This is a genomic window from Clostridium sp. (assembly GCF_032576335.1).
GTDB lineage: Bacteria > Bacillota > Clostridia > Oscillospirales > Acutalibacteraceae > Faecalispora.
This window is the reverse complement of record NZ_JAWFXC010000020.1, coordinates 1-24,400: the sequence shown is the minus strand read 5'-3', so window position 1 is coordinate 24,400 and position 24,400 is coordinate 1. Positions and strand designations below refer to the sequence as shown.

The following is a 24,400-nucleotide window of genomic DNA, read 5'->3' as shown; positions in this document are numbered from 1 at the left end:
TGTTAAGGAGGAATTTTCGATGGATTGTGTATTCTGTAAAATCGCAAATGGCGAAATTCCCAGCAAAAAAGTATATGAAGATGAAAAAATACTTGCATTTCACGATTTAGACCCCAAAGCACCGGTGCATATACTTATTATTCCCAAACAGCACATTGCTTCCGCTTGGGAGATTACCGGTGAGAACAGCGAAATTGTATCTTATATCTTTGAGAAAGCACCGCAGCTTGCAAAGGAGCTTGGCCTTGCAGGCGGCTTCCGCCTTGTAAACAACTGCGGTAACGACGGCGGCCAAACCGTGCAGCATTTGCATTTTCACTTGCTTGGTGGCCGATCTATGGAGTGGCCTCCCGGTTGATGGCACTTCGTTTTGAATTTACGTGAAGAAAGGTCTGTAATTAGAATTATGGCAGAAACATATCAAATGACCATCGCAGGGTGCGAAAGACAGCTCCCGATTTGTCCCATTGACGAACACCTCGATATTGCCGGTTTTGTCATGTTTGGCGACGTTGAGATTACGGAACGCGCAGCAGAAGAATTACTGGCTCGCTGCCCGGAGCACGATGTTGTAATTACGGCGGAGACAAAGGGTATTCCGCTTTGCTATGAAATGGCACGCAGAGGCTGCCGCCGTTATGTGGTGGCGCGCAAAAGTGTGAAGGCTTATATGCGCAACTGCATTCATGTGGAGGTAAAATCCATTACAACTGACCACGTGCAGGATTTGTATCTTTCCGAAGAGGATTATAAAGACCTTGCCGGAAAACGAGTCTTAATTGTGGATGATGTGATCAGTACCGGTGAATCTTTGCAAGCAATTGAGAAGCTGGTTCACGAGTTCGGCGGCAATGTGGTTGGCCGTGCCTGCGTGTTGGCTGAAGGCGATGCTGCAAAGCGTGACGACATTATCTTCTTAGAGCCGCTTCCCTTGTTCTTTAAATAATATTCCCAAAGGCTTATTGTATTGGTAAGTCAGGGTTTTTTCGGGAGGGTTTTTCATGCGCCCCTTCGCACTCATCGGCTTCAGTTACCTGCTGGCTCTAACGGCGGCGGTGTATTTTGGTGCGTCGGGCGCCCTTACCATGGGCTGTGTTTGTGGGCTAGCCTTTTGTGTACTGGCTTGTGTGAGAAAAACCCGTTCCCTTCGTACCGTTCAGATGGCGCTGCTTTCGGCAGCGGCGGCGTTCGGCTTGTTTTATGCGTATGCTCAGGCAGTGGTTTTACCCGCTCAGCAAATGAACGGGCGCGACGCAGTGCTGACGGGTACGGTTTGCGAGCTGCCCGTCAGCGCCTATGGACGGTATTATTATGTCATTGAGGTTCAGCATTTAGAGGCAGACGCGGCTCCTTATGTAGAAAAGGTACGTATTTCTGCTCAGAATGCATTGAATGTAGAGCCTTACGACACCATACAGGCCGAAGCGCATTTTTACACACCGCGCGGTGGCGAGGGGTTCGATTCTCCTTCGTACTATGCTTCCAAAGGGATTACTCTGTTTGGTTACCTATATGAGTACAAGCCGGTAAAGATTACTCCGGCAAAGAGTAAGCCGCCGTATTTGGCTGCGCTTTCTTTGCGGCGTGGTATGACAGGGGCGCTGTACCGCTTACTGCCTGTTAAGCAGGCCGGGCTTTCCGCCGGTGTGCTTTTGGGGGATACCTCGGGTATTGGGGAGCAAATAAAATCCGATTTTCAAACAACCGGAGTCACACATATCTTATCTGTTTCTGGTCTTCATATGACGACTATGGCGCAGTTTTTTCTGCTGTTCCTCGGTTTGCTCCGCCTGCCGCGCCGTGCCGGTGCGGCATTGGCAATGGTGGGTGTATTTGCGTTTATGGCAGTCACGGGCTTTGTGCCCTCGGTACTGCGAAGCGGCATTATGAGTCTGATTTATTTGTTTGGAATTGTGGTACGTCGTCAGGCAGATTCCCTCAATTCGCTGGGGATTGCCGCACTGCTGATTGGTTCGGCAAACCCATATGCCGCCGCAGATTTGGGGCTGCTGCTCTCCTTTTCAGCCACGCTTGGAATGATTTTGTGTGCGGGGCCGCTTAGTATCCGCTTACGAGCGATCTATGAAGCCGTTCCCGTTGGGCGTACTGTTCTCGATGGTGTAAATTCTGCGGTGTGTACCACAATAACAGCAACCATCTTTACCTTGCCAATCCTCATTTTGTCCTTTGGTACGGTTTCGCTAATATCGCCTATATCAAACGTAATGCAAATACTGCCATCTACCTTGTTAATGGTAAGCGCCGCAATCGGCGCAGGGCTTTATGTGGCAGGGCTGCCCTTTTTGGCCATGCCGTTCGCATTTGGTACTGGTGTGCTCTCAAATTATATGATAGAGTGTGCAAACCTGCTGGGGCAGGTTCCATGGGCAAGTATTTCTGCTTCCTATGGGTTTGTGCATTTGTGGCTTGCCGGTTCGCTGCTGCTTGCGGCAGTGCTGTTGGTGATGCCGCCCTCACACCGGACAAAGCAGTGCACGATTCTGCTCAGCGGTATATTGCTGTTGTGCGGCGTGTTTTCTTACCAGCTTTCCATGCGCACGGTAACAAGGGTTGCAGTGTTGCAGGAGGGGGATGGTATTTGTGTTGTATTAACGCATCAGGGGCATGGTGCAGTAATTGGCTGCGGAGGATTTCAATCTGCCGCTGCCCGTAACTATTTGCAGGGGCAAGGGGTAAGCCAGCTTGATTACATACAGCTTTTGAGTGATAATAAGGATGAAGCTCTGCTCGCTTCGGAGCTTGTCTCTTATTTTCAACCAAAACAGGTACTGTTGTGGAAAAACGGACAAGAGAATAAGTTTTTACAAAAGCAACTATTTCGTGCGGAGCAGGTAGACTATTATGAAAGCAAGGCAGAGATAAAGCTGTGGGATAGCATCCTTGTGGAGCAGTATAAAAATGGACAGCAAAGCTATACGGGAATTACGGTGAATGGCGTAAGAATACTCCTAGCATCGGCAGAAAGTCGGGCAAGCCGTATCCCTGCTATTTGGCAGCAGGCCGATTTTGTGGTAGCGGATGACCTGCCGCGCAATATGGAAGCACTTGCGCCGCTTGTAACGGTGCTCTCTATGTCGGAGGAAACCGCGCAGTCGAATCTAACGCATCTCGGAGACATTGGCCTTGTATCTGTGTCTACCGGTGACGCAGGCCATGTGATCATCGATACTCGCCCGGGAGGAAAAATCGCATTGAGGAGGAACGTCTGATGCCGGAACTTACGGAAGTCCAATGGAAAAAAACTGCTGACCGTTTGGAGCTGGACGGTCTGTACTTTGTATATGGAGAAGAAAAATATATCATTTCCGCTTATTTACAGCGGCTACTGAAAAAAGTATCGGAGATTCCATTTGCCGATTTTAACGTACAGCGTTTTTCGGGTGATGGCCTATTAGCAGACCGTGTAGCGGACGCAGCAGAGGCCTTGCCCATGATGGCAGAGAGAAAGTATGTAGTTATTCACGATTTGGATGTGGAAAAGCTGCCAGCACGGGAACTCAATAAGCTGTATGAACTGGTGGAGAATCTACCGGAAAGTACCGTTTTGCTCGTTTTTCAACCAACACTTGTCATGGATGTAAAAAAATCCACCGCTTGGAAGAAATGGCTTACCGCCGTGAAAAAGCAGGGAACGGTAGTTGAGGTGCGCCAGCGTGATGGGGCAGAGCTAGAGAAACTGTTGTGCGCTTATGCAGAAAAACGTGGCTGTACGCTTTCTCGGCAAGATGCAGGCTTTCTAATTACCCAGTGCGGAAAAGAGCTGAAAACGTTATTTCATGAGCTGGACAAGCTCTGTGCGTACATAGGCAGCGGCGCTATCACACGAGCGATAATCGATCAAATTGCGGTAAAAAATTTAGAAACAACGGTGTTCCTGCTCTCCAAAGCACTGGTTGCAGCACAGTACGACAAAGCCTATTCACTGCTTGATTTACTGTACCAACAGCGGGAAGAGCCGGTAGCCGTATTAGCGGTTTTGTCTTCCGCTTATGTGGATATGTACCGGGTGCGTGCATGTGTGCAGGGAGGGCATAGCTCAGCAGAGCTGGCAAGCTATTTTCCCTACAAAGGCAAGGAGTTCCGCCTGAAAAATGCAGAGCGCGATATGAAAAGCCTTTCTTTGGAGAAGCTAAGGGAGAGCCTTTCTGTTTTGCTGGAGACCGATATTGGGCTGAAAAGCTCACGAACCAACGACCGAATTTTAATGGAGAAGCTGATAGCCCGGCTACTGCTAATTGCCGAGAAGGAGCGAATAACTTGATTAAAATAAAAGAAGCTGTGATTGTGGAAGGAAAATACGATAAAATTAAGCTGTCGTCGATTATCGATGGCCTAATTATTGAGACACGCGGCTTTCAAATTTTTAAGGATGAGCAGCAGATGGCGCTCATTCGCCGTATGGCGCAATCAAGAGGCTTGCTTATTTTAACCGACAGTGACTCTGCGGGCTTTATGATTCGTCACCACCTGATGAGTGCAATCCCAGAGAAGTATATAAAGCACGCTTATATACCGGATGTTCTGGGCAAGGAACGTCGGAAAGAAAAAGCCTCCAAAGAAGGGAAGCTAGGGGTTGAGGGCGTTTCAAAGCAGCAGATTTTAGAGGCACTTAGCCGTGCCGGTGTTCTTTGCGAAGAAGAGGATTTACCAAATGATGCGAATACTGCAATTCGAAAAATACAAAAAGCAGATTTATTTAGTGATGGCTTAACGGGCGGAGAAAACAGCGCGCAAAATCGGAAGCTTTTACTTTCTCACCTTTATCTGCCAGAGCATCTAGCTACAAATGCTTTGCTTAAAGTGCTCAATAGCATGATGTCTTATGAAGAATACCACGAAATGATAGAAAAACTTTTGAAATAAATCGAATTTTAGTTGACAAGTCTTTCATCAGAATGCTATAATACTCTTCGTCGAGTCGGCATTTTGCCTTCTCGAGATATGCGGCTGTGCTGGAATTGGCAGACAGGCACGTTTGAGGGGCGTGTGTTTTTAACGTATGGGTTCAAGTCCCATTAGCCGCACCAAACCAAAGTCATGTATGAGTTTTGAACTCATACATGACTTTATTTGTTTTATTTGATATGATGATTCAAATGGTTATTTCATAGATTTAGGAGCTATTCACAATGGAAAAGTTGAGAAAAATAAAAGCAGTTGCAATTGTATTAAAAACTATGTTTGGAGGTGATTTATAAAAAATAGAGGAGAAGATGAAATGAAACAAGTACCGAATCCCCATGTAATCTATCCCAATGAATACAAAACTTCAGTTTTTTTAAAGAATGTGGTTACTGCACCAAACATTTTGGTTGGTGATTACACATATTACGATGATGCAGTTGACCCAATAGGCTTTGAAAAAAACAATGTTTTATTTAACTATCCGGAATTTGGTGATAAATTAATTATCGGAAGATTTTGTGCCATTGCGAGCGGTACCACATTTATTATGGGTAGTGCGAATCACAGAATGAGTAGCGTAACCACTTATCCATTTCATGTTTTTGGTGGAGCTTGGCAAGAAAATACCCCTTCTCATTTGTCACAACTACCCCATAAAGGCGACACGATAATCGGCAATGATGTTTGGATTGGTAGAGAAAGTGTAATCATGCCTGGCGTGAAAATTGGTGACGGAGCGATTGTTGCTGCATATTCCATAGTAACAAAAGACATTGAACCATATACAATTTGGGGTGGAAACCCTGCCAAGTTTATTAAAAAAAGATTTGATGAGGAATTGATTTCATCGCTGTTAAAACTGGAGTGGTGGAACTTTGAGCCTAATGAGCTTGTAGCATTTTTACCTGCACTTTGCAGCAGCAATCTTGCAGAGGTGAAAGAGAGAATTCTAGGGAAATTGAATTCATAAGCTTGTAGAACGAACGAGTATGCTTCCTATGGGCAGTACACATCGAAACATGTAATTTATATTTATAAGCTCCGAGGGCTAAGCTGTTTTAGCCTCCGGAGCTTATTTTTTAAAGAGATTTGATTTAGATTCAAAGCAACTGTTACAAAGCATTCTATGTAGAAGTTTTGTACACCATGATAATTTGCTTCAAATCAAAAAGCCGGAGATTTAAAGCTCCGGCTTTTCAAGATAAACATAAAATATAGCATGTTAACGGTAATGTTAATTGGGGTTGGTAACGTCCGTTTTGAGCAAGCCATAAATATAATAATCGCACCATGTACTAACCATCTTGCCCTGCCGAATAAGACCCTCTTTTTGAAAACCACATTTTTCAAGAAGCTGAATAGACGCAGTATTACGAATATCTACATCCGTCCAAAGTCGCTGGAGCTCTGTGTTCTCGAAGCAGAATCGCGTTACAGCCATTAATGCTTCATGGGCGATTCCTTTTCCGTGGTATTCGTTCGAGAGGCGTATTGCCACCTTACCCATCCGATCTTTTTCAATTAAATAAACCCATAGCTCCCCAATTGCCTTTTGATTCTCTTTCATCACAATTCCAAGGTGAAAGCTCTTCGTAGGTTTTTCCACTTTCGTAAATAACAGCTCGGGGTTTTTATCCGTTTTTCCCGGGCCTTTTCCCCAATAGGTATAAAGTGATTTGTCCGGCATCCACTCTTTGAGAGCTGGAATGTCAGTGGGCTGCAACGGTTGAACGGTAAGCCGCTCGGTTTCGATGATCGGTTTATTAGTGATATAATCTGCCAAAGACATCATATCGCTCCTTTAAAAATAAAACTTTATTTACCATTCGATACACACTTTCTTTCCGTGTTTGCGAGCAATTGTACTTTCTAGGTTACCAAGAGGGTACGATGAAATAGGAAGTACAGTGTTTCATAATTATTTGTTCGTTTTCAATTGTTCTATCTTTATCAAGCTCGATGTTTTTATTGTAACAAGTATTTTTTATACTTCAACCCTTTTTTTCGAATTCTCCATTTCGGTAAAGATTACAGGTCAAATGTTTTACGAAATGCACTGGGTGTAATGCCATGAACATCTTGAAATGCCGCCGAAAATTTGGCGGCGTTTTCATAGCCACAGCGAACCGCTATATTCTTAATATTGAGTTCATCGTCCGCCAGTAACTGCATCGCTCGTTTCATTACCGCTTCTCGCTTATAGTGATACAGCGTTTGGCCATATAGGCTTTTAAAGCTAATACGAAGCTTGCTTTCACTCATTTCAGCTAAAATACAGAGCTCTTCCGTAGAGGGCATCGGCAGCGGATTTGCATCGATTCTCTCCTTTACACGGTAGAGCTTTTGTTCGTTTTCCCATGTCACATAGTGGCGGCGGTTGCGTTTGTGCAGCTCCATGTCTCTGTTATGTGCAAACAGGTACAGCAGCTCCATGGCTTTGCAAAGATAAGCGGGCAGCGGCAATCGGTTCCCGCGAACCCCCCAGCGTATCTGCTCCATAACAAGCATAATGTTTGGTGTATCAATGTGGCGTGGCATCCATTCCTTTGCATCATCTAGCAAAATAGGGTAGCTTATTTTGTTGTTCGTTAAAAATGAAGATATGCAGGAATTAAAAATCATTACGCTTGTAAAGCAAACGTGTTCCCCTGCTGGAATTGTAATTCGTAGTGGCTTACCATTGCCAATCACAAGTTGTGTAAATGGCGTTAATTTTCGAGCCGCTTTTCCTTGCTGTGTTATGGTAATGGTGCCTTGGTCAATGCAGAACACCAGCAGAAAGTGCCGAGATGTTCGAATGGTATACTCTATCTTTTTATCATATTGAAACCAAGCGCTGGCGGCAAATAAGCCCTCACCAGCATGGAGTTCTCGTATCCAACCGTTTTCCCAAGTACCAGGAAAGATGTATTCTGCAAACTGCTGATGCCGATATTCTTTCAAATGGTAGTGTTTTGCCAATGCCCCCCAGCCCTGCTCGTACTCATTCGTCTTGTCCAATTCGGCATCCTCCTGTAGATAGTTTGGTACCATTAGTATATCATTGAATCAAATCGCATTGCAATAAAATAGAATCCAAAATGGGATAAATAGAATCTAAAATGAATATTTGATTATATGCTAAATTGCAAAGTAATCCCATGTATACTGAGATTTTGAATGAAGAGCCTTAAGCTAAACTTCCGGCACTTCTCATGTTTTCCAATTGACAGAAAGAAGTTCTAATGATACGATTGTATTTAGTTAGCTTAATCTAACTAAAAGAGCGCGCAAGAACAAAAATAGAAGTTTAGCCAAGGAGAATGATGATGAAGATAATCGGCAAGAGAATAATCCCTGCCATTTTAAGTTTTGCGGTGATTTTTGCTGCCACAGGCTGCCAAAATACAACTGCAAATGTAAGCCAGCCACAGGAAAGTGCAAGCTCTGCAATTCAAGAAGAAAACGGAATTCGCACTGTTTCTACCGTAATGGGAGACATTAAAGTTCCCGTTCACCCGAAGAATGTGGTGGTAAACTGGTACATAGGTGATGTGTATGCGGCGGGACTCAATGTGTCGGGTTACTATTGCTGGGCGCAGAAAACCATGCCCTTTTATGACAAAATGATGGCAACAAAGAATATAGAAAAGTGGGAGCCAGAAGAAGTAATGGCGCTGGAGCCCGACTTGATTGTTACTTATGACAAGGAAGATTTTGAAAAGTTCGGAAAAATTGCGCCGGTATTGGTGATTGAAGAAAGTGTACCCTCTGAAGAGCGTGTTAAAATCATTGGAGAAGCAACTGGTATGGAAGAAACGGCAAATCAAAGTGTTGCTGTTTTTAAAGAAAAGCTGGCAAATGCTCAAAAAACCCTCCAGACTGACCGCTTTCAGGGAAAAACCTTCAGCATATTAGAAGACTGGGGTCCATCGGGTGAATGGTCTGGAATTGGTTACGAAACTGGTTCCCGTGGCGGCACGCTGATGTATCATTATTTGGGCCTGAAATACCCAGACAAGCTTGCGGCATTAATTGAAAGTTCAAAGCAGCAAAGAGGAAACATTAGCTATGAGGTCGCTCACGAATATTTTGGTGACTATATTTTATGGTGCCGCCAAGAGGGCAAAGATTCGGAATATATGAAATCAAAGATTTGGAAGAGCATCCCCGCAGTTGCCGCTGGCCATGTCATTGAGGTTCCCGGTGAATACCAAGGATTGTTCTTCTATTCCGATGTTTTGAGCCTGACTGAACAAATTGATTTCATTGATAAAGCCTTTCAGAACTTAAAGTCGTAACAAGATATTAGACTAATAACCCAATAAGGGCTTATGTTAGCCATATGAAACAACGGATAGAGAGGATTCTTTTTCATGCAACTACTCCCTGCAAAACAGCAGCTGCGCGGTAGAGCGCGCTTCACACTGTACATGCTGGTGGGTGCGGTGCTTTTGGTGCTCATGTCGGCGGCGTCGATCAGCTTCGGTGCCGCCGATATGAGTTTATCTACCGCATGGGGTGCTGTTTTTCACTTCGACCCAAGCCAGACTGAGCACCAAATTATTCAAACGCTTCGTTTTCCCCGCACTGTGGCAGATTTGATTGTTGGGTGCAGCCTTGCCATCTGCGGTGCGCTAATGCAGGGAACTACCCGGAATCCTTTAGCCGACTCGGGTTTAATGGGAATCTCCTCGGGTGCAACCTTTGCAATAGCGGCTTGTATGGCCTATTTTCCCGGGCGCACCTACGGTCAAACCATGCTGTTTGCCTGTATGGGTGCTGCCGTTGCAACCGGAATTACCTATTCCATTGCTTCCGTTGGTAAACGGGGAATGACCCCGCAACGGTTGGTTTTGGCCGGTATTTCCATATCGATGCTATTTGGTGCGTTTTCACAGTACCTGTCCATAAAGTATCATTTGGGGCAGGCTTTGGCATTTTGGACGGCAGGAGGAACGGCTAACGCCAAATGGAATGAGCTTGCCATTGTTGCTCCTATTTTTCTTATTGCCACCTTGGCGGCAGTTGTGTTATCCCCTAGCGTTACCGTTATGAGTTTGGGGGAAGACGTGGCTACCGGGCTTGGAATGAGAACCGGGCTTGTGAAGGGTATATCCACCATTATCGTATTGCTTCTTACCGGACTTTCTGTGGTTGTGGTTGGGCCGGTAGGGTTTGTAGGGTTGATTACACCTCACATTGTACGCTATTTGGTGGGGGTAGACTACCGTTACATTATCCCTGCCTCCGGCGTGTATGGTGCACTATTAACTGTGTTTGCAGACCTAATGGGAAGAATAATCAACAAACCGTATGAAACCCCATTGGGAATTATATTTGCCGTAGTGGGTGTTCCTTACTTTCTCTACCTTGCACGTAAGCAAAGGAGGGAGTTTGAATGAGTTCATCCTTAAAACAGCGGTTCACCATTCAAAGGGGCGTTTTCGTGATCCTGTTTTTAGCACTATTAACGCTTGTAATTGCAGTGGTCGGAATGAATTCCGGTAAGATGAATCTTTCTCCCTCGGAGGTTCTCCAAGTTATATTGGGTAAGGGAACCCACAGGCAGAATTTAATCGTACTTGAGTTTCGGCTTCCCCGCATCATACTTTCGGTGCTTGTAGGATTTGGAATGGGAGCTTCTGGCTGTATTATGCAAAGTCTGCTCCGCAACGATATGGCCAGCCCCGGCACGTTGGGTATTAGCTCTGGCTCCGGGTTATTTGTACTTATTTTTGTCGTGTTTTTCTCAGTTCAGGGGATGGCATCGGCAATTATGTTGCCTCTGCTTGCCTTTGTAGGCGGAATTACAGCGGCAGGCCTCATCTTTATATTGTCGCATCGGCGCGGGAGAGACATTTCTCCAACCGGGCTTATTCTTACCGGCGTAGCACTTTCGAGTGGGTATGGAGCACTCACTACGCTGTTGACTCTCAAGCTCGACCAAAATCAAATGGATTTTATTCAGCGCTGGAGTGCCGGCAGTCTTTGGGGAGACAAATGGAGCTACCTAGCGGTTCTTGCTCCATGGACATTGCTTTTGCTTTGCTATGTATTTTATAAGTCGCAGGTGCTTAACACATTGCATTTGGGCAACCAAACGGCAACGGGTTTGGGTGTAGCGGTTAACCGGGAGTTTTTGGGTCTTTCCTTTGCGGCGGTTGCATTGTCATCCGGCAGTGTGGCACTTGGCGGCAACTTTTTCTTTGTGGGAATGATTTCACCCCATATAGCTCGGCGATTGGTTGGCCCCAACCACAAGGTATTTCTACCGGCTACCTGCCTGGTTGGTTCGGCAGTCGTCTTACTGGCAGACACCATCACACGAAGTATTAGTATGGGAACCGATGTTCCTACGGGAATAGTAATTACCGTACTAAGCACACCATATTTCTTATATTTGCTTGCAAAGTCAAACTAACCATTCGGTTTTGGGAGCATTCAGGAGAGGGAGGAAACATGAATCACACGGTGAACAGCATAACAACTGAAAATTTAGATATTGCTTACGATGAGGCTCTCATTGTAAAAGCATTGGATATGAAAATACCGCACGGAAAGATTACATCCATTATTGGCCCCAACGGGTGCGGAAAATCTACGGTTTTAAAGGCAATTGGCCGTATTTTAAAACCCCAAAATGGTCTGGTCTATTTGTCCGGAGATGACATTCGCAAGCTCTCAACCAAAGAGATAGCGAAAAAGATGGCGATTCTGCCGCAAACACCGACCGCACCCAGTGGGTTAACCGTAGGTGAGCTGGTGGCCTATGGACGTTTTCCGCATCAGCGTGGTTTTGGCAAGCTGACTCCAGAGGATAAGAAAATCATTCAATGGGCATTGTCTGTAACAAAGCTGACAGATTTTGAAAACCGCGAGGTAGACACGCTTTCCGGTGGGCAAAGGCAAAGGGTATGGATTGCAATGGCGCTGGCTCAGCAAACCGATTTGATTTTACTAGATGAGCCTACCACGTACCTCGATTTGGCGCACCAGCTTGAGGTGCTGGAGCTTCTCTACGACCTCAACCGCAGGCAGGGCTGTACCATCGCAATGGTGCTTCACGACTTAAATCTTGCCGCCCGTTTTTCCGATTATATGATTGCCATTCGGAGTGGAAGCATCATAATGCACGGTACCGCCAAAGAGGTAATGACTCCGCAGGTGCTGAGGGATGCTTTTTCAATTGATGCACAAATTGTGTATGAGCAGGGCTCTGGCAGACCGGTCTGTCTTACCTATGATTTAATACGCACAGATGCCTCTGCCTTAAAGGAGGCTATTGCGGTATGAAGACCACCCTTCGCGTTTTACAGGAAGCGAAAAAATATTGGGGGCATTTTTCCCTAGCACTACTGGCTTTGATCATTTCAACCTTTGCGGGCTTTTACACTCCTTGGGCGCTCCGTGAGCTTACCGGACTTGCAACGGATGGTTCGGCTCATTTTGCTGCCGAAGCTCTGCGTATTGGCCTATTGCTATTGCTTGCAACGGCGTTGCAGGCGGCGGGTAGCTCGGCTTCCGGTTATTTAAACCATTACGCAGCCTTGCATTATGTAGCAGATTTGCGTGGGCGGCTTTACCGAAAGCTTCAGCATATGAGCCTGCGTTATTTTCATAAGAGCCGTACCGGTGATTTAACCGGACGGGTCGTGAACGATACAATGGATGCAGAAATATTGCTCGCACATGTAATACCAGATTTTATTGTCAATATTCTAACCTTCTTGGGTGTGGGCGCATTGCTTGTTACCATTAATCTAAAGCTGGCTCTCGTAAGCCTCATAACAATTCCTTTTCTTTTGGGTATCACCATTTGGCAGAGCGTACATGTTTCCCCTACGTGGAAAGAAAACTCCAAAATCCGCGGGGAGCTTTCGGGAACGGTACAGGATAATCTCTCTGGCATTAAAGAAATTCAAATCTTTAACCAACAGGAGCAGGAAGAAAAAAAGGTGGAGAACCTTTCTCTGCGTCATAGCCGTGCTTACCTAAAGGCCAGCTTTTTCTTTGAAACAACCTACCCGCTGTTGGCATTTGTAACAGCGCTGGGTACCGTTATTGTAGTCGTATATGGCGGCCATTTGGTTGGTACGGGAGAAGTAAGCATAGCCGATATTGTAGGCTTTGTTATGTATCTTTCCATGTTCTACGCACCTGTAAAAAGCTTCTCTAGCTTGGTGGAGCGTGCGGGAGAAGCCACTGCCGGGTGCCGCCGTGTATTTGAAGTAATTGACGACGCACCCGATGTAAAAGAAAAGAAAAATTCTGCGGTTTTACCCCGTGTAAAGGGTGAAATTCAGCTTTGCAATCTTTCCTTTTCGTATCATGAAGATATGCCAATTTTGCAAAATGTGAACCTTACCATTCAGCCTGGGCAAACCGTTGCGTTAGTCGGCACAACCGGTGTGGGCAAATCCACCATTGCAAATCTTCTAAACCGATTTTACGACCCACAGCAGGGAGCGGTCCTGATTGACGGCGTGGATATTCGCGACGTAACTTTGACCAGCCTGCGAGACAATATCTCCATGGTGTTGCAGGACACCTTTCTGTTTAATGGTACGGTATATGATAATATTGCTTACGGCTGGAAGGAAGCGACAAGAGAAGATGTGATTGCCGCTGCAAAGGCCGCCAATGCGCACGATTTTATCGAGAAAATGGAAGATGGCTACGATACGGAGATTGGGGAGAGAGGAATCCGCCTTTCCGGCGGGCAAAAGCAGCGTATTTCTATTGCGCGCGCCATACTGCGCAATTCACCCATTCTAATTTTGGATGAAGCAACTTCTGCACTTGATACAAAAACCGAGCAGGAGATTCAAGCGGCGCTGGATGAAATCGCAAAGCATCGCACGACATTGGTCATTGCACACCGGCTTTCTACCATTCAAAGTGCGGATCAAATTATTGTGCTGGATGGTACTGGTATTGCTGAGCTGGGAACCCATGAGGAACTGATGGCACAAAAAGGAATATATTTCCGCTTGAATCAGGCAAAGGCATCGTAAGCAGTTTTCTGGGAGGTGACGACAGAGGTGCAATTATCAAAATCGCAAGCACATTACATCAAGGCAATTTACGAGCTTTCATTGGATAGAGGGTCTGTTCGCGTAATTGACATTGCCAATAAGCTTTCTGTAAGCAAGGCAAGTGCAAGCCTTGCGGTAAGCAGACTTACAAGCAAGGGATTGTTATTTAGAGATTTGCAGCGGCGTGTGTTCCTTACACAGATAGGGGAGCGCGAAGTGATTCGGCTGCTGGATAAATTCGAGCTTTTACTTTGGCTTCTGGTCACGATCCTTGGTGTTAATTCAGAGGCAGCAAAGCAGGATGCCTGTTCCATGACGTACCTGCTAAGCAAAGAAAGTATCTGTGCGATCTGCTGCTTTATAAAAAAAGAGGCATACGAGAGGAGCCTCTGCATACGCTGCCCTGTTACCTCACAGGTTTGCTGCCAAAGCATTTCTGGCTAAGTCGGCCGGCAACTATTTTTATGTTAGAAAAGCGAATAATAGATAAAGGAAAGCTCCGGCGAAATTGCCCGGAGCTTTCCTTTTCGTGTGTGTGCTTTCGCTGGCTCTTATCTGTAAAGCTGCGCTAGTGACCAAGTGAAAAACATGTATTCCTTTAATTCTCCCGGAGATAATGTAGAGTTTACAATGGGGCCAGCCTCGAGCGCAAGCGGAACAATATGCATAAATGAGTACGGCGTTATTGTAATAGCGGATGAAAACTCCATCCTAATTGCGTATACTCCGCGGATTTTCTCAATTCGTAAGATTACTGGGGCTCGCAGCATTCTTCCAATTACGATAAATACAAATGAGCCATAACGGAAGAAAGCAAAATACGTAGGTGTTTTATCAAAGAACTCTATTTCAGATTGACAAATGGTGCTTACCTTTTATAATTTAGGTAAGCACCATTTGTTGTTAATCAAAAGCCTTGTAAAACCGAACCTTGCTAGTGAAAAGAATTCACAAGAAAAACGGGAAAGAAGGGCAAATAAAAATGAGTATGAAAGAACGTATGACCAGCGGGCAACTCTACCACATAAACGATGAACTCATGGCAGGCCTGCTCCGTGCCAGAAAACTACTGCGGCTTTATAATGCCTCAAGAGAGGGGGACTGGGAGTACCGCACCAGTATTTTGCAGCAGCTTCTCGGTTCTATGGGTGAAGATGTTTTCTTCGAGCCCAATTTTCGCTGCGATTACGGTAGCCAAATACACATAGGCGACCATTTCTACGCGAATTTTGATTGTGTGATTCTGGATGGTTGCCCTGTTACCATCGGCGATTATGTTATGTTTGGGCCGCAGGTAGGCATATATACAGCTTCGCACCCCATTGATGCAACGACACGAGCCACCTTTCTTGAATTTGCCAGCCCGGTCACAATTGGTAATCATGTTTGGGTCGGGGGGCACACGGTAATTAACGGTGGAGTAGAAATCGGGGAGCAAAGTGTAATTGGCTCCGGCTCGGTGGTAACAAAATCGATACCAGCGGGAGTCATTGCCGTTGGGAACCCCTGCCGGGTGCTGCGAGAAATCACGCAGGAGGACGCCTCCATTTGGGAAGAACGCAGACTGCGATTTGAACGTGAACTCGCTTCACAATAGAATAAGAATATAACAGAAGTCGCCGTTTTTTTATTCGGCGGCTTCTGTTTTATCTTACATATAAAATGGATTGTTTATATTAATTTTGGCTATTTTTTAAAACAAGGAATCATTTTTGTTTTTTGTGAATTTTCCTCAAAGATAAGCCATTTTTACTTCATACTTTCGGTTTGACAGCGAAACAAAGCTCCGATATAATAGGGCTATAAAAGTTGTAAATTAATGTCAAAAAAAGTCGTCACGCTTTTCCAGCGCACCCTGACATTGTAGTACCAGAAATTATACAGATCGAAATTTACATTGCTCAAAAAATCTTTCTAATAACACATTTTAAAGGGGAAAAAACATGATTCAATTTAAAAAAGAATCGGAAAACACGACACGGTCATTAGCGGAAGCAAACAAAATTCCACTTTTCCGTAAAATTGGTTTTCAACTAGCTCTATTTGCTATCTGCTCTATTTTGGCAGTGGGTAGTATCAGTGTTCTATATATGTCTTACAGCAACCAAAATGTAATTCAGCAAATCGACACGGAACGCAGCCAAATGGCTATTACTACATTAAATGCAATTGCCGAAGACTACGCAACAAAGTCGGCAGTAGATGCTAAAAATCTAGCGCTTGAAACGGGTGTAATCACCGCGCTGCAACAGGGGAATGCGGCCGCAATCAAATCGGCGGTTACGGCATCTATGAAAGAAATGACAATGGATGTAGACTTTGTTACGGTTGTAAACAGCCAGGGTACGGTGATTGCCCGCACACATAGCGATAAAACGGGGGATACGCTATCCAGCCAGGCTGATATAGCAAATGCTCTAAAGGGTGAGGTAACGACGCATACAGATGTAGGCAGTGAAGTTCGGCTTGGCATTCACTCCGGAGCACCCATTAAAGACTCTGAGGGGAAAATAGTGGGCGCGATATCTACCGGCTATTCATTGGTCGAAGAAAAGTTTGTAGATAAAATGAAAAATATGACTGGCAGTGAATTTACTATTTTTATTGGTGACGAGCGTGCCAACACCACCATTGAGGATAAAGGCAAGCGTGTGGTAGGTACAAAGCTGGATGCAAAATTAGCAAAGCAGGTATTGGAGGAAAAAGAGCCGTATTACGGTACCGCTACGATTCTTGGTAAGCCTTACGCCACGGCATACCAGCCGATTATTGATACAAGCGGTAAAGCAGTTGGTATTTATTTTGCAGGTGTATCTCTCGAAGCAACAAATGCTGCGGTACAAATGGCCGTTTTCATCGCCGTTATTGTTGAAATCGTGTTAATGCTTGTTGCAATTGTATTACTGATTCGGTTCGTAAGGCGTAAAATCTCACGCCCCTTGGAAGAAATGGCAGAGGTTGCGACCCAGCTCTCACAGGGCAACTTGAATATTGACCTCGATTACCGTTCGCAAAACGAGTTTGGCGTGTTGGCAGAGGCACTTCGCTCCACAGTTGCTTCTCTGCAAAGCTATGTTCACAATATTTCAGAAAAACTGAATCAAATGGCCGAGCGTGATATGCGTGTGCAGATAGATTTGGAGTATGTAGGTGACTTTAAGCCCATACAAACGGCACTGGTGCAAATTTCAGGTTCCTTGAATGAAACACTATCCCTAATTGATATCGCTTCTCAGCAGGTGAATACCGGAGCGGAGCAGGTTTCTGCCGCGGCGCAGGCTTTGGCTGCCGGCGCTTCCGAGCAGGCGGCTACGGTGGAAGAGCTTACGGCCTCCATTGCTACGGTAGAGCAGCAGTCGGAGGAAAACGTACAGAATGTAAGACAGGCTACGGAATATGTTGAGCAAGCGGCCTCCGGAATTCGGCAGAGCAACGACGAAATGTTAAAGCTGACCAGAGCGATGGAAGAAATACGCCAATCCTCCGACGAAATTTCGAACATCACCAAGGTGATTGAGGATATTGCCTTGCAGACGAACATACTGGCTTTGAACGCGGCAATTGAAGCTGCTCGTGCCGGTTCAGCAGGTAAAGGCTTTGCTGTTGTAGCGGATGAGGTGCGTAATTTAGCACATAAGTCGGCAGAGGCGGCAAAACAAACCGCGGTATTACTCCAAAACGCCGGAGCAACTGTGCAGGAGGGCACTGAAACCGCCGAGAACACCTCCCGTGTGCTTTCGGAGGCAGGAGAAAAGGCAAAGCTGATTAGCGAATCCATTGGGCATGTAGAGAGAGCATCCATAGAGCAGGCGAGTGCTATTGAACAAATTACGCTGGGGCTTTCGCAGGTTTCTTCTGTGGTGCAGAACAATGCCGCCACAGCGGAAGAAAGCTCTGCTTCCAGTGAAGAGCTGGCTGCACAGGCGCAGGCATTGCAGCAGGAGGTCTCAAAATTTGTTTTGGATCGACCCTCTACTGGTAAAAACGATTCGATAGAATATAACGACTTTTTTTAAGAATAGAGTTGTGTAGTCAATTTAAAACAAGATGAAGATGAATAATACCGGCAGGTTCCTCAAAAGGGTTACCTGCCGGTATTATGTTACCCAATTGTGTTTGTTTTGGTGTTCAGAAATAGCAGAAAAAGTCTTATTTGACCTGCGTTTTAGAGCATCTGGAAGAATATTCCTGTGTTTTTTAACAAATCGTGCACCAAAATCATGCAAAAAAGCAGAATTATAACTTGTAATCTTCCAAGGATTATGTTAAACTGTAACCAATTTGTTACAGTTGTAATATTTTGTAATGAGAGTAGCTCGCAAATTAATGTAAAATTAGGGAGGATTTCAGAAATGCAGAAATTATTGGCGGCTTGCGCTGCATTTGCCTTTTGCCTGTTAACCGTTACTGGTCTGTGTGTACCTGCGCAGGCGGCAGAAGTAAAAACCGGCGTTGGTTTGTCTGAGCATGTTCTGAAAGCCTATACAGAAAACTGGAAGTATAGCTACGGTTCTTATGGTCAGCTTCGGAACGGTAGCCGATATACCGATTGCTCTGGTTTAATAAAATCTTATTTGTGGTGGACAGGCGAAAAATCAAACCCGAACTCCAATTTGCTGCAAGTTTCGGGTACCGGCAGCGGGATGCTGAAGGCTGCCAAAACAAAGGGTACCATTAATTATAGCAATTGGTCGTCTTTGCCCAGAACACATGGCCTTATTTTATTCCAGCCCGGTCATGTTGGTGTTTATGTTGGCAACAATGTTGGAATTGATAATCGCGATGTAGGCTATAACATGAAAAAAGAACCGGTTTTTGGCCGTGCCAAAAATAAATGGACATCTTGGTTTAAGCTAAGTCAGCTGAATTACCCCACCACGGGTTTTGTTACATATGATGGAAATCAATATTATTATGAAAACGGTGAGTATGCCATAAAAACGACCCGTACCATTGGCGACAAAATCTATTCCATTGGTGCAGACGGCATCATTACCGGCAGTGCATTAACACCGGCTGCACAGGCGCTTCAGGCAGCGGCTCTCACGCAGACTGCCGAAAACAAGCCTGCCACAGCAGCGGTAGAGCAAGTGGCAACTGAAGACCCGGTACCAGTTGATGTAATGCAGGCAGCCGAAGCATCTCTAGTACCCGCACGTAAAAGTTAAATGCGCTGCCCCGATTTATACATAATATTGCTTTACATTAGGGGTATACTGAATGGTAGGAGACGCCTTTGTAAATCATGTGCATCATAATTAATTTGAATTTACTGCGGCAAGGCGGTTTTCCGCTTTGTCGTTTTTATTTTTCGGAAGAAAAGCAATCACAACCCATGAAAATCAAAGGATATGGAAGAAAAACCAATTAAAAACCGCATAAATTGAGCGATATATTCAAAAAATATCAAAATTCGGTATAAAATCAAATAATATCTTGACAATTCGCATTTTTCACACTATTATTTTAGAGTGTTGCTTGAATGTGATAAGAATATCTTTCCCCCGCCAATGGCGGGGGAAAGATATGTATTCGAGTCTTTTATAGCAACACTTTTTTTACTAGTTGCGTATGCATCTAAAAATCGGCTTTGTTAAGTTGCCGCAGTCAGCAGTGATTGTGAAAAATCCTTTGCGGGGGGCAACAAATACGGCGAAGCTGGGCTTGCGTTAGAGCCATTATTGGTTTGGCGCAACTTTATATTTACCGCAAAGGGGATGCACTTATGGAAAATAACACAATTATTTCATTACAGAACATTGATGTGTCGTTTGGCAAAGAGAATGTGCTGAAAAGCTTCAATCTCAATATCCGCGACGGTGAGTTCGTTACGCTGTTAGGCCCTTCTGGCTGCGGTAAAACGACAACTCTGCGTATTATTGGCGGATTTGTAAAACCAGACACAGGCGATGTTCTTTTTAATGGGAAAAAGATCAACAACCTACCCGCACATAAGCGAGAGGTAAATACGATATTTCAAAAATATGCGTTGTTCCCGCATCTGAATGTATTTGAGAATGTAGCATTTGGTATGCGTGTTCACAAAAAGCCAGAAGCGCAAATTCGTGAAACAGTTACTCGAATGCTCGAGATGGTTAACCTAAGTGGTTTTGCCCGCCGCAGTGTCAATTCTCTTTCCGGTGGTCAGCAGCAGCGTGTGGCAATTGCACGGGCACTGGCAAATGAGCCGAAGGTGCTTTTGCTCGACGAACCCTTGGGTGCGCTCGATTTAAAGCTGCGCAAAGACATGCAGGCTGAACTGAAAAAAATTCAGCAGCAGCTGGGGATTACCTTTGTGTTTGTTACGCACGACCAGGAAGAAGCACTCTCTATGTCTGACACCGTTGTGGTTATGGACAAAGGCAGAATCCAGCAAATTGGCAGCCCGCAGGATATTTATAACGAGCCGCAAAACGCATTTATTGCAGACTTTATTGGGGAAAGCAATATTATTGACGGTGTGATGCACCGAGACTTTGTCGTTGAGTTTGCAGGCCGCAAATTTGATTGCCTTGATAAAGGCTTTCGTCCCATGGAACCGGTGGATGTTGTGATTCGCCCGGAAGACATTGAGGTGGTCTCGCCCATTGAGGGGCATATATCTGGCGTGATAACCTCTGTGAATTTTAAAGGCGTGCACTATGAGATTATTGTAGATGTACAGGACTTTAAATGGATGATTCAGTCTACCGATTACCAAGAGGTGGGCGATGAAATTGGCCTAATTTTGCAGCCAGATGATATTCATATTATGAAAAAATCGGAATACTCGGGTACGTTTGGCGATTACAGCACCTTCAGTGACGAGATGGAGGAGGATTCTCAGCCCCCGGATGAGGGAGAGGAGGCCGAGAATTAATGATTAAATCGAAAACTTCATCGGCGCCTTATCTTGTATGGATGGGTATTTTTATTATAGTACCTATGATTTTGGTGGGGTATTTTGCTTTTACCGACCAACAAGGCGCCTTTACCATAAAAAATATAGCAGAAGTCGGCCAGTACTCCAATGTGTTTCTGAGGTCCATTTGGCTGGGGCTGATTGCTACTGTAATTTCATTACTGATGGGATACCCGCTGGCTTACTTGATTTCACGAGCTAACTCGCACCGGCAGGGCATTTTAATTATGCTGGTGATGCTTCCCATGTGGATGAACTTTTTGCTGCGCACCTATGCGTGGATGACTCTTTTAGAGGATAACGGCATTATTAACACCTTCCTTGTTGGCCTGGGCTTTGGCAGGCTGCACCTCATTAATACAGCGGGTGCGGTGGTGCTGGGTATGGTATATAACTACGTACCTTATATGATTCTCCCGATTTACTCGGTGCTTACCAAAATAGACCAGAGTGTGGTGGAAGCCGCACAAGACCTTGGTGCCGGAAGGAGAAAGGTGTTCCTCAAGGTGATTTTGCCCATGAGCATGCCGGGTGTTATTTCAGGCATTACCATGGTTTTCGTACCGTCTGTGAGTACTTTCATTATTTCAAAAATGCTCGGCGGAGGCGGAAATCTTTTGATTGGCGATTTAATTGATATGCAGTTTTTGGGCAGTGCCTATAATCCCAACCTTGGCTCTGCAATCTCTCTTGTTTTGATGCTGCTCATTCTCATCTGCATGGGCATCATGAACCAGTTTGACGAGGGAAATGAAGATGGGGAGGGGATGCTGATATGACCAAGACCGTATCCCGTTTCTACATGGCGCTGGTGTATTTGTTTTTGTATGCGCCAATTGTGATTTTAATTATTTTTTCGTTTAACGATTCGTCTACCATGAGCCGCTCAGTGTGGTCTGGGTTTTCCCTGCGCTGGTACCGTCGCCTGTTTGAAGACCGCCTCATTTTAGAAGCACTGCAAAATACGCTGATTATTGCACTCATTTCCTCATTGGGTGCAACGGCGATTGGAACAGCTGCTGCTATCGGCATTAACGGTATGAAGCGTTGGGCGCGTAAAGCGGTAATGAACATTACGAATTTCCCGATGGTGAATCCCGAAATCGTAACCGGTGTGTCTCTCATGCTGCTGTTTGTGTTTTTTGCCCGTGCGCTCGGTGGAGTATCTTTGGGAATGGTATCGCTGATTCTAGCTCATATCACATTCTCATTGCCGTATGTTATTTTATCGGTATTGCCAAAACTGCGGCAGATGGACCCGCACCTTTATGAGGCTGCGCAGGACTTGGGCTGCCCTCCGGTAATGTCCTTTTTTAAGGTCGTGCTGCCTGAAATTATTCCCGGTGTTGTTACCGGAATGATTATGGCGTTCACGCTCTCTATTGATGATTTTGTCATCAGCTACTTTACCAGTGGAACAACGCAAACACTGCCGATTTATATTTATTCCATGACCAGAAAACGAATTAGCCCTGAAATAAACGCGCTTTCCACGTTATTGTTCGGTACCATTCTGGTGCTGCTGCTAATTGTAAATGTTCGCCGGTCAAAGGACAAACAGCAGGAAGCAGAGAGGGAGGAGGCATAGTCAATTGAAAAAAAGATTGGCGGCTTATACACTTTCGTTACTCTTTTTACTGCCCGTTATACTACCGTTGTCTGCAAATGCGGCAGAAGAGTCGGTACCCAAAACCGGTGTAACCATTAATGTGTATAACTGGGGAGAGTATATCTCAAACGGCGTGGACGGCAGTATTGACGTAAACAAGGAATTTACCCGTAGAACCGGAATTCAGGTAAACTACACCACCTTTGAGAGCAATGAGAACCTGTATGCAAAGCTTGTAAGCGGCGGTGCGAATTACGACGTTGTGATTCCGTCCGATTACATGGTTTCAAAACTCATTAAAGAAAAGCTGGTGCAAAAGCTCGATTATAAAAATATTCCTAACTCAAAATATATCGATGCTAATTTTCTAAAACCGGTCTACGACCCTACCAATGAATATTCAGTGCCTTATACATGGGGTGTGGTAGGTATTTTCTACAATAAAAATTACATCAAAGAAACAGTAGACAGCTGGGATATTTTATGGAATGAAAAATACGCCGGAAAAATATTGATGTTCGATAACCCGCGCGATGCGTTTGGAATTGCGCAAAAGCGTTTGGGCTTCTCGTTTAATAGCATTAATCCAAATGAGTGGGAAGAAGCGGCTATGCTTCTCAAACAACAAAAACCACTTGTTCAGGCGTATGTAATGGATCAAATCTTTGATAAGATGGCCAGTGGCGAAGCATGGCTTGCTCCCTATTATGCAGGGGATGCCGCAACCCTGGTGGATTCTAACCCTGAAATTGGGTTTGCCATCCCAACTAAGAATGGTACAAACTTTTTTGTAGATGCCATGTGCATTCCATCCACTTCCCAAAACAAAGCGGCAGCGGAAGCCTATATCAACTTTTTGTGTAATCCGGAGATTGCGGCAGCGAATGTGTCGTACATTGGGTACTCTACTCCGGAGAGTGCTGCAAAGGCACTTTTGCCGGAAGAGGTTCAAAACAACCCGATTTATTACCCGCCAAAAGAGATTTTACAGCAGTCAGAAACGTTCGCAACTCTACCGGAGGATACGAATCTGCTTCTGGATACTCTGTGGGCAGAGGTGAAAATGGGCGGGCCGGGGCAAACGGCTACCCTAATCGCGATACTGTGCGGGTTCTTACTGCTTTATATTGGTGTCGTGCTGTATAAGCGTCATAAGCGCAAATGGGACTTGCAATAAAATACGCTTATAAGATAGCAAAAAAACGCTTTTGAGTGAACAGTTATGTTACCTCAAGAGCGTTTTTTAATACTTAATTTCAATTTTAATATCAAAAAGGCATTTATTTCTACTTATAAAATGCTTAATCACAATCAGTACAATCGATTTTATTAAATGCATCATCGGCGATGTCGATGATGCTTAGTTTTTTTATAGATTTTAATTATTAAATAGAGCTTACTAGGAAGAGGATAGAGTATTTTATATTTTTAATGGGTTGTGGCAAATTAAAAACTATATATTGTAACTGGATGCTATTACAAAATACGATCCGCAAGGCTCCTTGCAACCAACAAATACAAAGAAAAACGAATTCCTTTCCCAAAGTATGACAAGCTGCATATTATGGACAAAAGGAGGAATTTGAAATGCCGATGCCTTTGTGGTGGTGGCTGTACCCTTCTTGTCCACAATGTGGAAGGCCACCTTACCCCCCGTGGAACCCCGGACCTCCGTGGAACCCTGGTCCGCCAAGACCCCCGTGGAACCCCGGACCTCCCGGCCCACCAAGACCCCCGTGGAATCCTGGACCTCCAAGATTTAGATAATTGAAAAGAACCCTTTTGGAGCACATGAATGAATAGACAGGCATAAAACGGAGACTATCTCTGCTTTATGCCTGTTTTCTCTTGTTCAAACAACCACCGGCTGTGCCGGTGGAGCGAAAAAAGCTTTAGCGTTGAAAAGGACAAAAAAACTCCCTTTGTTGTAGAATAAGCATGCGGTCT

Annotated in this window: 22 protein-coding genes and 1 tRNA gene; 21 read left to right on the top strand and 2 right to left on the bottom strand. The window is 45.0% G+C overall.

Annotated features, from left to right (window positions below):
* Positions 1-19 precede the first annotated feature (19 nt).
* From E7L17_RS14230 to E7L17_RS14200, 7 genes are all read left to right on the top strand, one after another.
* Positions 20-358, top strand: a complete 339-nt coding sequence (locus tag E7L17_RS14230) for a histidine triad nucleotide-binding protein (protein ID WP_316323795.1) — start codon at positions 20-22, stop codon at positions 356-358.
* Positions 359-406: 48 nt separating this feature from the next.
* Positions 407-946: a phosphoribosyltransferase family protein gene (locus E7L17_RS14225; RefSeq protein WP_316323794.1), complete on the top strand. Its 540-nt coding sequence runs from the start codon at positions 407-409 to the stop codon at positions 944-946.
* Positions 947-1,001: 55 nt separating this feature from the next.
* A complete protein-coding gene (locus tag E7L17_RS14220; RefSeq protein WP_316323793.1) occupies positions 1,002-3,230 on the top strand; it encodes a ComEC/Rec2 family competence protein in 2,229 nt (742 codons plus the stop codon).
* Positions 3,230-4,282 (top strand): DNA polymerase III subunit delta, encoded by a 1,053-nt coding sequence (gene holA, locus E7L17_RS14215; protein ID WP_316323792.1) that lies wholly within the window; start codon positions 3,230-3,232, stop codon positions 4,280-4,282. Before E7L17_RS14220 ends, holA begins: the two co-directional genes overlap by 1 nt.
* Entirely contained in the window at positions 4,279-4,884 is a 606-nt protein-coding gene (locus E7L17_RS14210) for a toprim domain-containing protein (protein WP_316323791.1), read from the top strand. Before holA ends, E7L17_RS14210 begins: the two co-directional genes overlap by 4 nt.
* 80 nt (positions 4,885-4,964) lie before the next feature.
* Positions 4,965-5,048: transfer RNA gene (locus E7L17_RS14205), tRNA-Leu, on the top strand.
* Positions 5,049-5,239: 191 nt separating this feature from the next.
* Complete coding sequence (locus tag E7L17_RS14200) at positions 5,240-5,896, top strand: CatB-related O-acetyltransferase (RefSeq protein WP_316323790.1); 657 nt, start codon at positions 5,240-5,242, stop codon at positions 5,894-5,896.
* A gap of 264 nt (positions 5,897-6,160) precedes the next feature.
* On the opposite strand, the gene E7L17_RS14195 is transcribed toward E7L17_RS14200, so the two are convergent.
* Together E7L17_RS14195 and E7L17_RS14190 are read right to left on the bottom strand one after the other, a co-directional pair.
* A complete protein-coding gene (locus tag E7L17_RS14195; protein WP_316323789.1) occupies positions 6,161-6,715 on the bottom strand; it encodes a GNAT family protein in 555 nt (184 codons plus the stop codon).
* Positions 6,716-6,954: 239 nt separating this feature from the next.
* On the bottom strand, positions 6,955-7,926 hold the full coding sequence (locus tag E7L17_RS14190; RefSeq protein ID WP_316323788.1) for an AraC family transcriptional regulator: 972 nt from the start codon (positions 7,924-7,926) through the stop codon (positions 6,955-6,957).
* 302 nt (positions 7,927-8,228) lie between these two features.
* Here E7L17_RS14190 and E7L17_RS14185 point away from each other — a divergent pair, with 302 nt between their 5' ends.
* The 14 genes from E7L17_RS14185 to E7L17_RS14120 all read left to right on the top strand — a co-directional run bounded on the left by E7L17_RS14185 (position 8,229) and on the right by E7L17_RS14120 (position 23,630).
* Positions 8,229-9,206: an ABC transporter substrate-binding protein gene (locus E7L17_RS14185; protein ID WP_316323787.1), complete on the top strand. Its 978-nt coding sequence runs from the start codon at positions 8,229-8,231 to the stop codon at positions 9,204-9,206.
* A gap of 75 nt (positions 9,207-9,281) precedes the next feature.
* Positions 9,282-10,310 carry an iron ABC transporter permease gene (locus E7L17_RS14180; RefSeq protein ID WP_316323786.1) on the top strand — a complete coding sequence of 343 codons (1,029 nt, stop codon included), beginning with the start codon at positions 9,282-9,284 and terminating at the stop codon, positions 10,308-10,310.
* Positions 10,307-11,329, top strand: a complete 1,023-nt coding sequence (locus tag E7L17_RS14175; RefSeq protein WP_316323785.1) for an iron ABC transporter permease — start codon at positions 10,307-10,309, stop codon at positions 11,327-11,329. Before E7L17_RS14180 ends, E7L17_RS14175 begins: the two co-directional genes overlap by 4 nt.
* A gap of 50 nt (positions 11,330-11,379) precedes the next feature.
* A complete protein-coding gene (locus E7L17_RS14170) occupies positions 11,380-12,201 on the top strand; it encodes an ABC transporter ATP-binding protein (protein WP_316323801.1) in 822 nt (273 codons plus the stop codon).
* Entirely contained in the window at positions 12,198-13,922 is a 1,725-nt protein-coding gene (locus E7L17_RS14165) for an ABC transporter ATP-binding protein (protein WP_316323784.1), read from the top strand. The genes E7L17_RS14170 and E7L17_RS14165 overlap by 4 nt, the downstream gene beginning before the upstream one ends.
* Positions 13,923-13,949: 27 nt before the next feature.
* Entirely contained in the window at positions 13,950-14,387 is a 438-nt protein-coding gene (locus tag E7L17_RS14160) for a metal-dependent transcriptional regulator (RefSeq protein WP_316323783.1), read from the top strand.
* 144 nt (positions 14,388-14,531) lie between these two features.
* A complete protein-coding gene (locus E7L17_RS14155; protein ID WP_316323782.1) occupies positions 14,532-14,747 on the top strand; it encodes a hypothetical protein in 216 nt (71 codons plus the stop codon).
* A gap of 178 nt (positions 14,748-14,925) precedes the next feature.
* Entirely contained in the window at positions 14,926-15,540 is a 615-nt protein-coding gene (locus E7L17_RS14150; RefSeq protein ID WP_316323781.1) for a maltose acetyltransferase domain-containing protein, read from the top strand.
* A 346-nt stretch (positions 15,541-15,886) separates the two neighbouring features.
* Positions 15,887-17,959 (top strand): methyl-accepting chemotaxis protein, encoded by a 2,073-nt coding sequence (locus E7L17_RS14145; RefSeq protein WP_316323780.1) that lies wholly within the window; start codon positions 15,887-15,889, stop codon positions 17,957-17,959.
* 336 nt (positions 17,960-18,295) lie between these two features.
* The gene (locus E7L17_RS14140; RefSeq protein ID WP_316323779.1) at positions 18,296-19,111 is read left to right on the top strand and encodes a hypothetical protein; all 816 of its coding nucleotides are present in this window, start codon (positions 18,296-18,298) and stop codon (positions 19,109-19,111) included.
* A gap of 557 nt (positions 19,112-19,668) precedes the next feature.
* Entirely contained in the window at positions 19,669-20,802 is a 1,134-nt protein-coding gene (gene potA / locus E7L17_RS14135; RefSeq protein ID WP_316323778.1) for a spermidine/putrescine ABC transporter ATP-binding protein, read from the top strand.
* A complete protein-coding gene (locus E7L17_RS14130) occupies positions 20,802-21,623 on the top strand; it encodes an ABC transporter permease (RefSeq protein WP_316323777.1) in 822 nt (273 codons plus the stop codon). The genes potA and E7L17_RS14130 overlap by 1 nt, the downstream gene beginning before the upstream one ends.
* Complete coding sequence (locus E7L17_RS14125; protein ID WP_316323776.1) at positions 21,620-22,432, top strand: ABC transporter permease; 813 nt, start codon at positions 21,620-21,622, stop codon at positions 22,430-22,432. The genes E7L17_RS14130 and E7L17_RS14125 overlap by 4 nt, the downstream gene beginning before the upstream one ends.
* 4 nt (positions 22,433-22,436) lie before the next feature.
* Entirely contained in the window at positions 22,437-23,630 is a 1,194-nt protein-coding gene (locus tag E7L17_RS14120) for a spermidine/putrescine ABC transporter substrate-binding protein (RefSeq protein ID WP_316323775.1), read from the top strand.
* The last annotated feature ends 770 nt before the right edge of the window (positions 23,631-24,400 follow it).

Coding starts and splice junctions, on each gene's coding strand:
- E7L17_RS14230 (WP_316323795.1), top strand. CDS start 20: ATGGATTGTGTATTCTGTAAAATCGCAAATGGCGAAATTCCCAGCAAA.
- E7L17_RS14225 (WP_316323794.1), top strand. CDS start 407: ATGGCAGAAACATATCAAATGACCATCGCAGGGTGCGAAAGACAGCTC.
- E7L17_RS14220 (WP_316323793.1), top strand. CDS start 1,002: ATGCGCCCCTTCGCACTCATCGGCTTCAGTTACCTGCTGGCTCTAACG.
- holA (WP_316323792.1), top strand. CDS start 3,230: ATGCCGGAACTTACGGAAGTCCAATGGAAAAAAACTGCTGACCGTTTG.
- E7L17_RS14200 (WP_316323790.1), top strand. CDS start 5,240: ATGAAACAAGTACCGAATCCCCATGTAATCTATCCCAATGAATACAAA.
- E7L17_RS14195 (WP_316323789.1), bottom strand. CDS start 6,715: ATGTCTTTGGCAGATTATATCACTAATAAACCGATCATCGAAACCGAG.
- E7L17_RS14185 (WP_316323787.1), top strand. CDS start 8,229: ATGATGATGAAGATAATCGGCAAGAGAATAATCCCTGCCATTTTAAGT.
- E7L17_RS14180 (WP_316323786.1), top strand. CDS start 9,282: ATGCAACTACTCCCTGCAAAACAGCAGCTGCGCGGTAGAGCGCGCTTC.
- E7L17_RS14175 (WP_316323785.1), top strand. CDS start 10,307: ATGAGTTCATCCTTAAAACAGCGGTTCACCATTCAAAGGGGCGTTTTC.
- E7L17_RS14165 (WP_316323784.1), top strand. CDS start 12,198: ATGAAGACCACCCTTCGCGTTTTACAGGAAGCGAAAAAATATTGGGGG.
- E7L17_RS14155 (WP_316323782.1), top strand. CDS start 14,532: ATGTATTCCTTTAATTCTCCCGGAGATAATGTAGAGTTTACAATGGGG.
- E7L17_RS14150 (WP_316323781.1), top strand. CDS start 14,926: ATGAGTATGAAAGAACGTATGACCAGCGGGCAACTCTACCACATAAAC.
- E7L17_RS14145 (WP_316323780.1), top strand. CDS start 15,887: ATGATTCAATTTAAAAAAGAATCGGAAAACACGACACGGTCATTAGCG.
- E7L17_RS14140 (WP_316323779.1), top strand. CDS start 18,296: ATGCAGAAATTATTGGCGGCTTGCGCTGCATTTGCCTTTTGCCTGTTA.
- potA (WP_316323778.1), top strand. CDS start 19,669: ATGGAAAATAACACAATTATTTCATTACAGAACATTGATGTGTCGTTT.
- E7L17_RS14130 (WP_316323777.1), top strand. CDS start 20,802: ATGATTAAATCGAAAACTTCATCGGCGCCTTATCTTGTATGGATGGGT.
- E7L17_RS14125 (WP_316323776.1), top strand. CDS start 21,620: ATGACCAAGACCGTATCCCGTTTCTACATGGCGCTGGTGTATTTGTTT.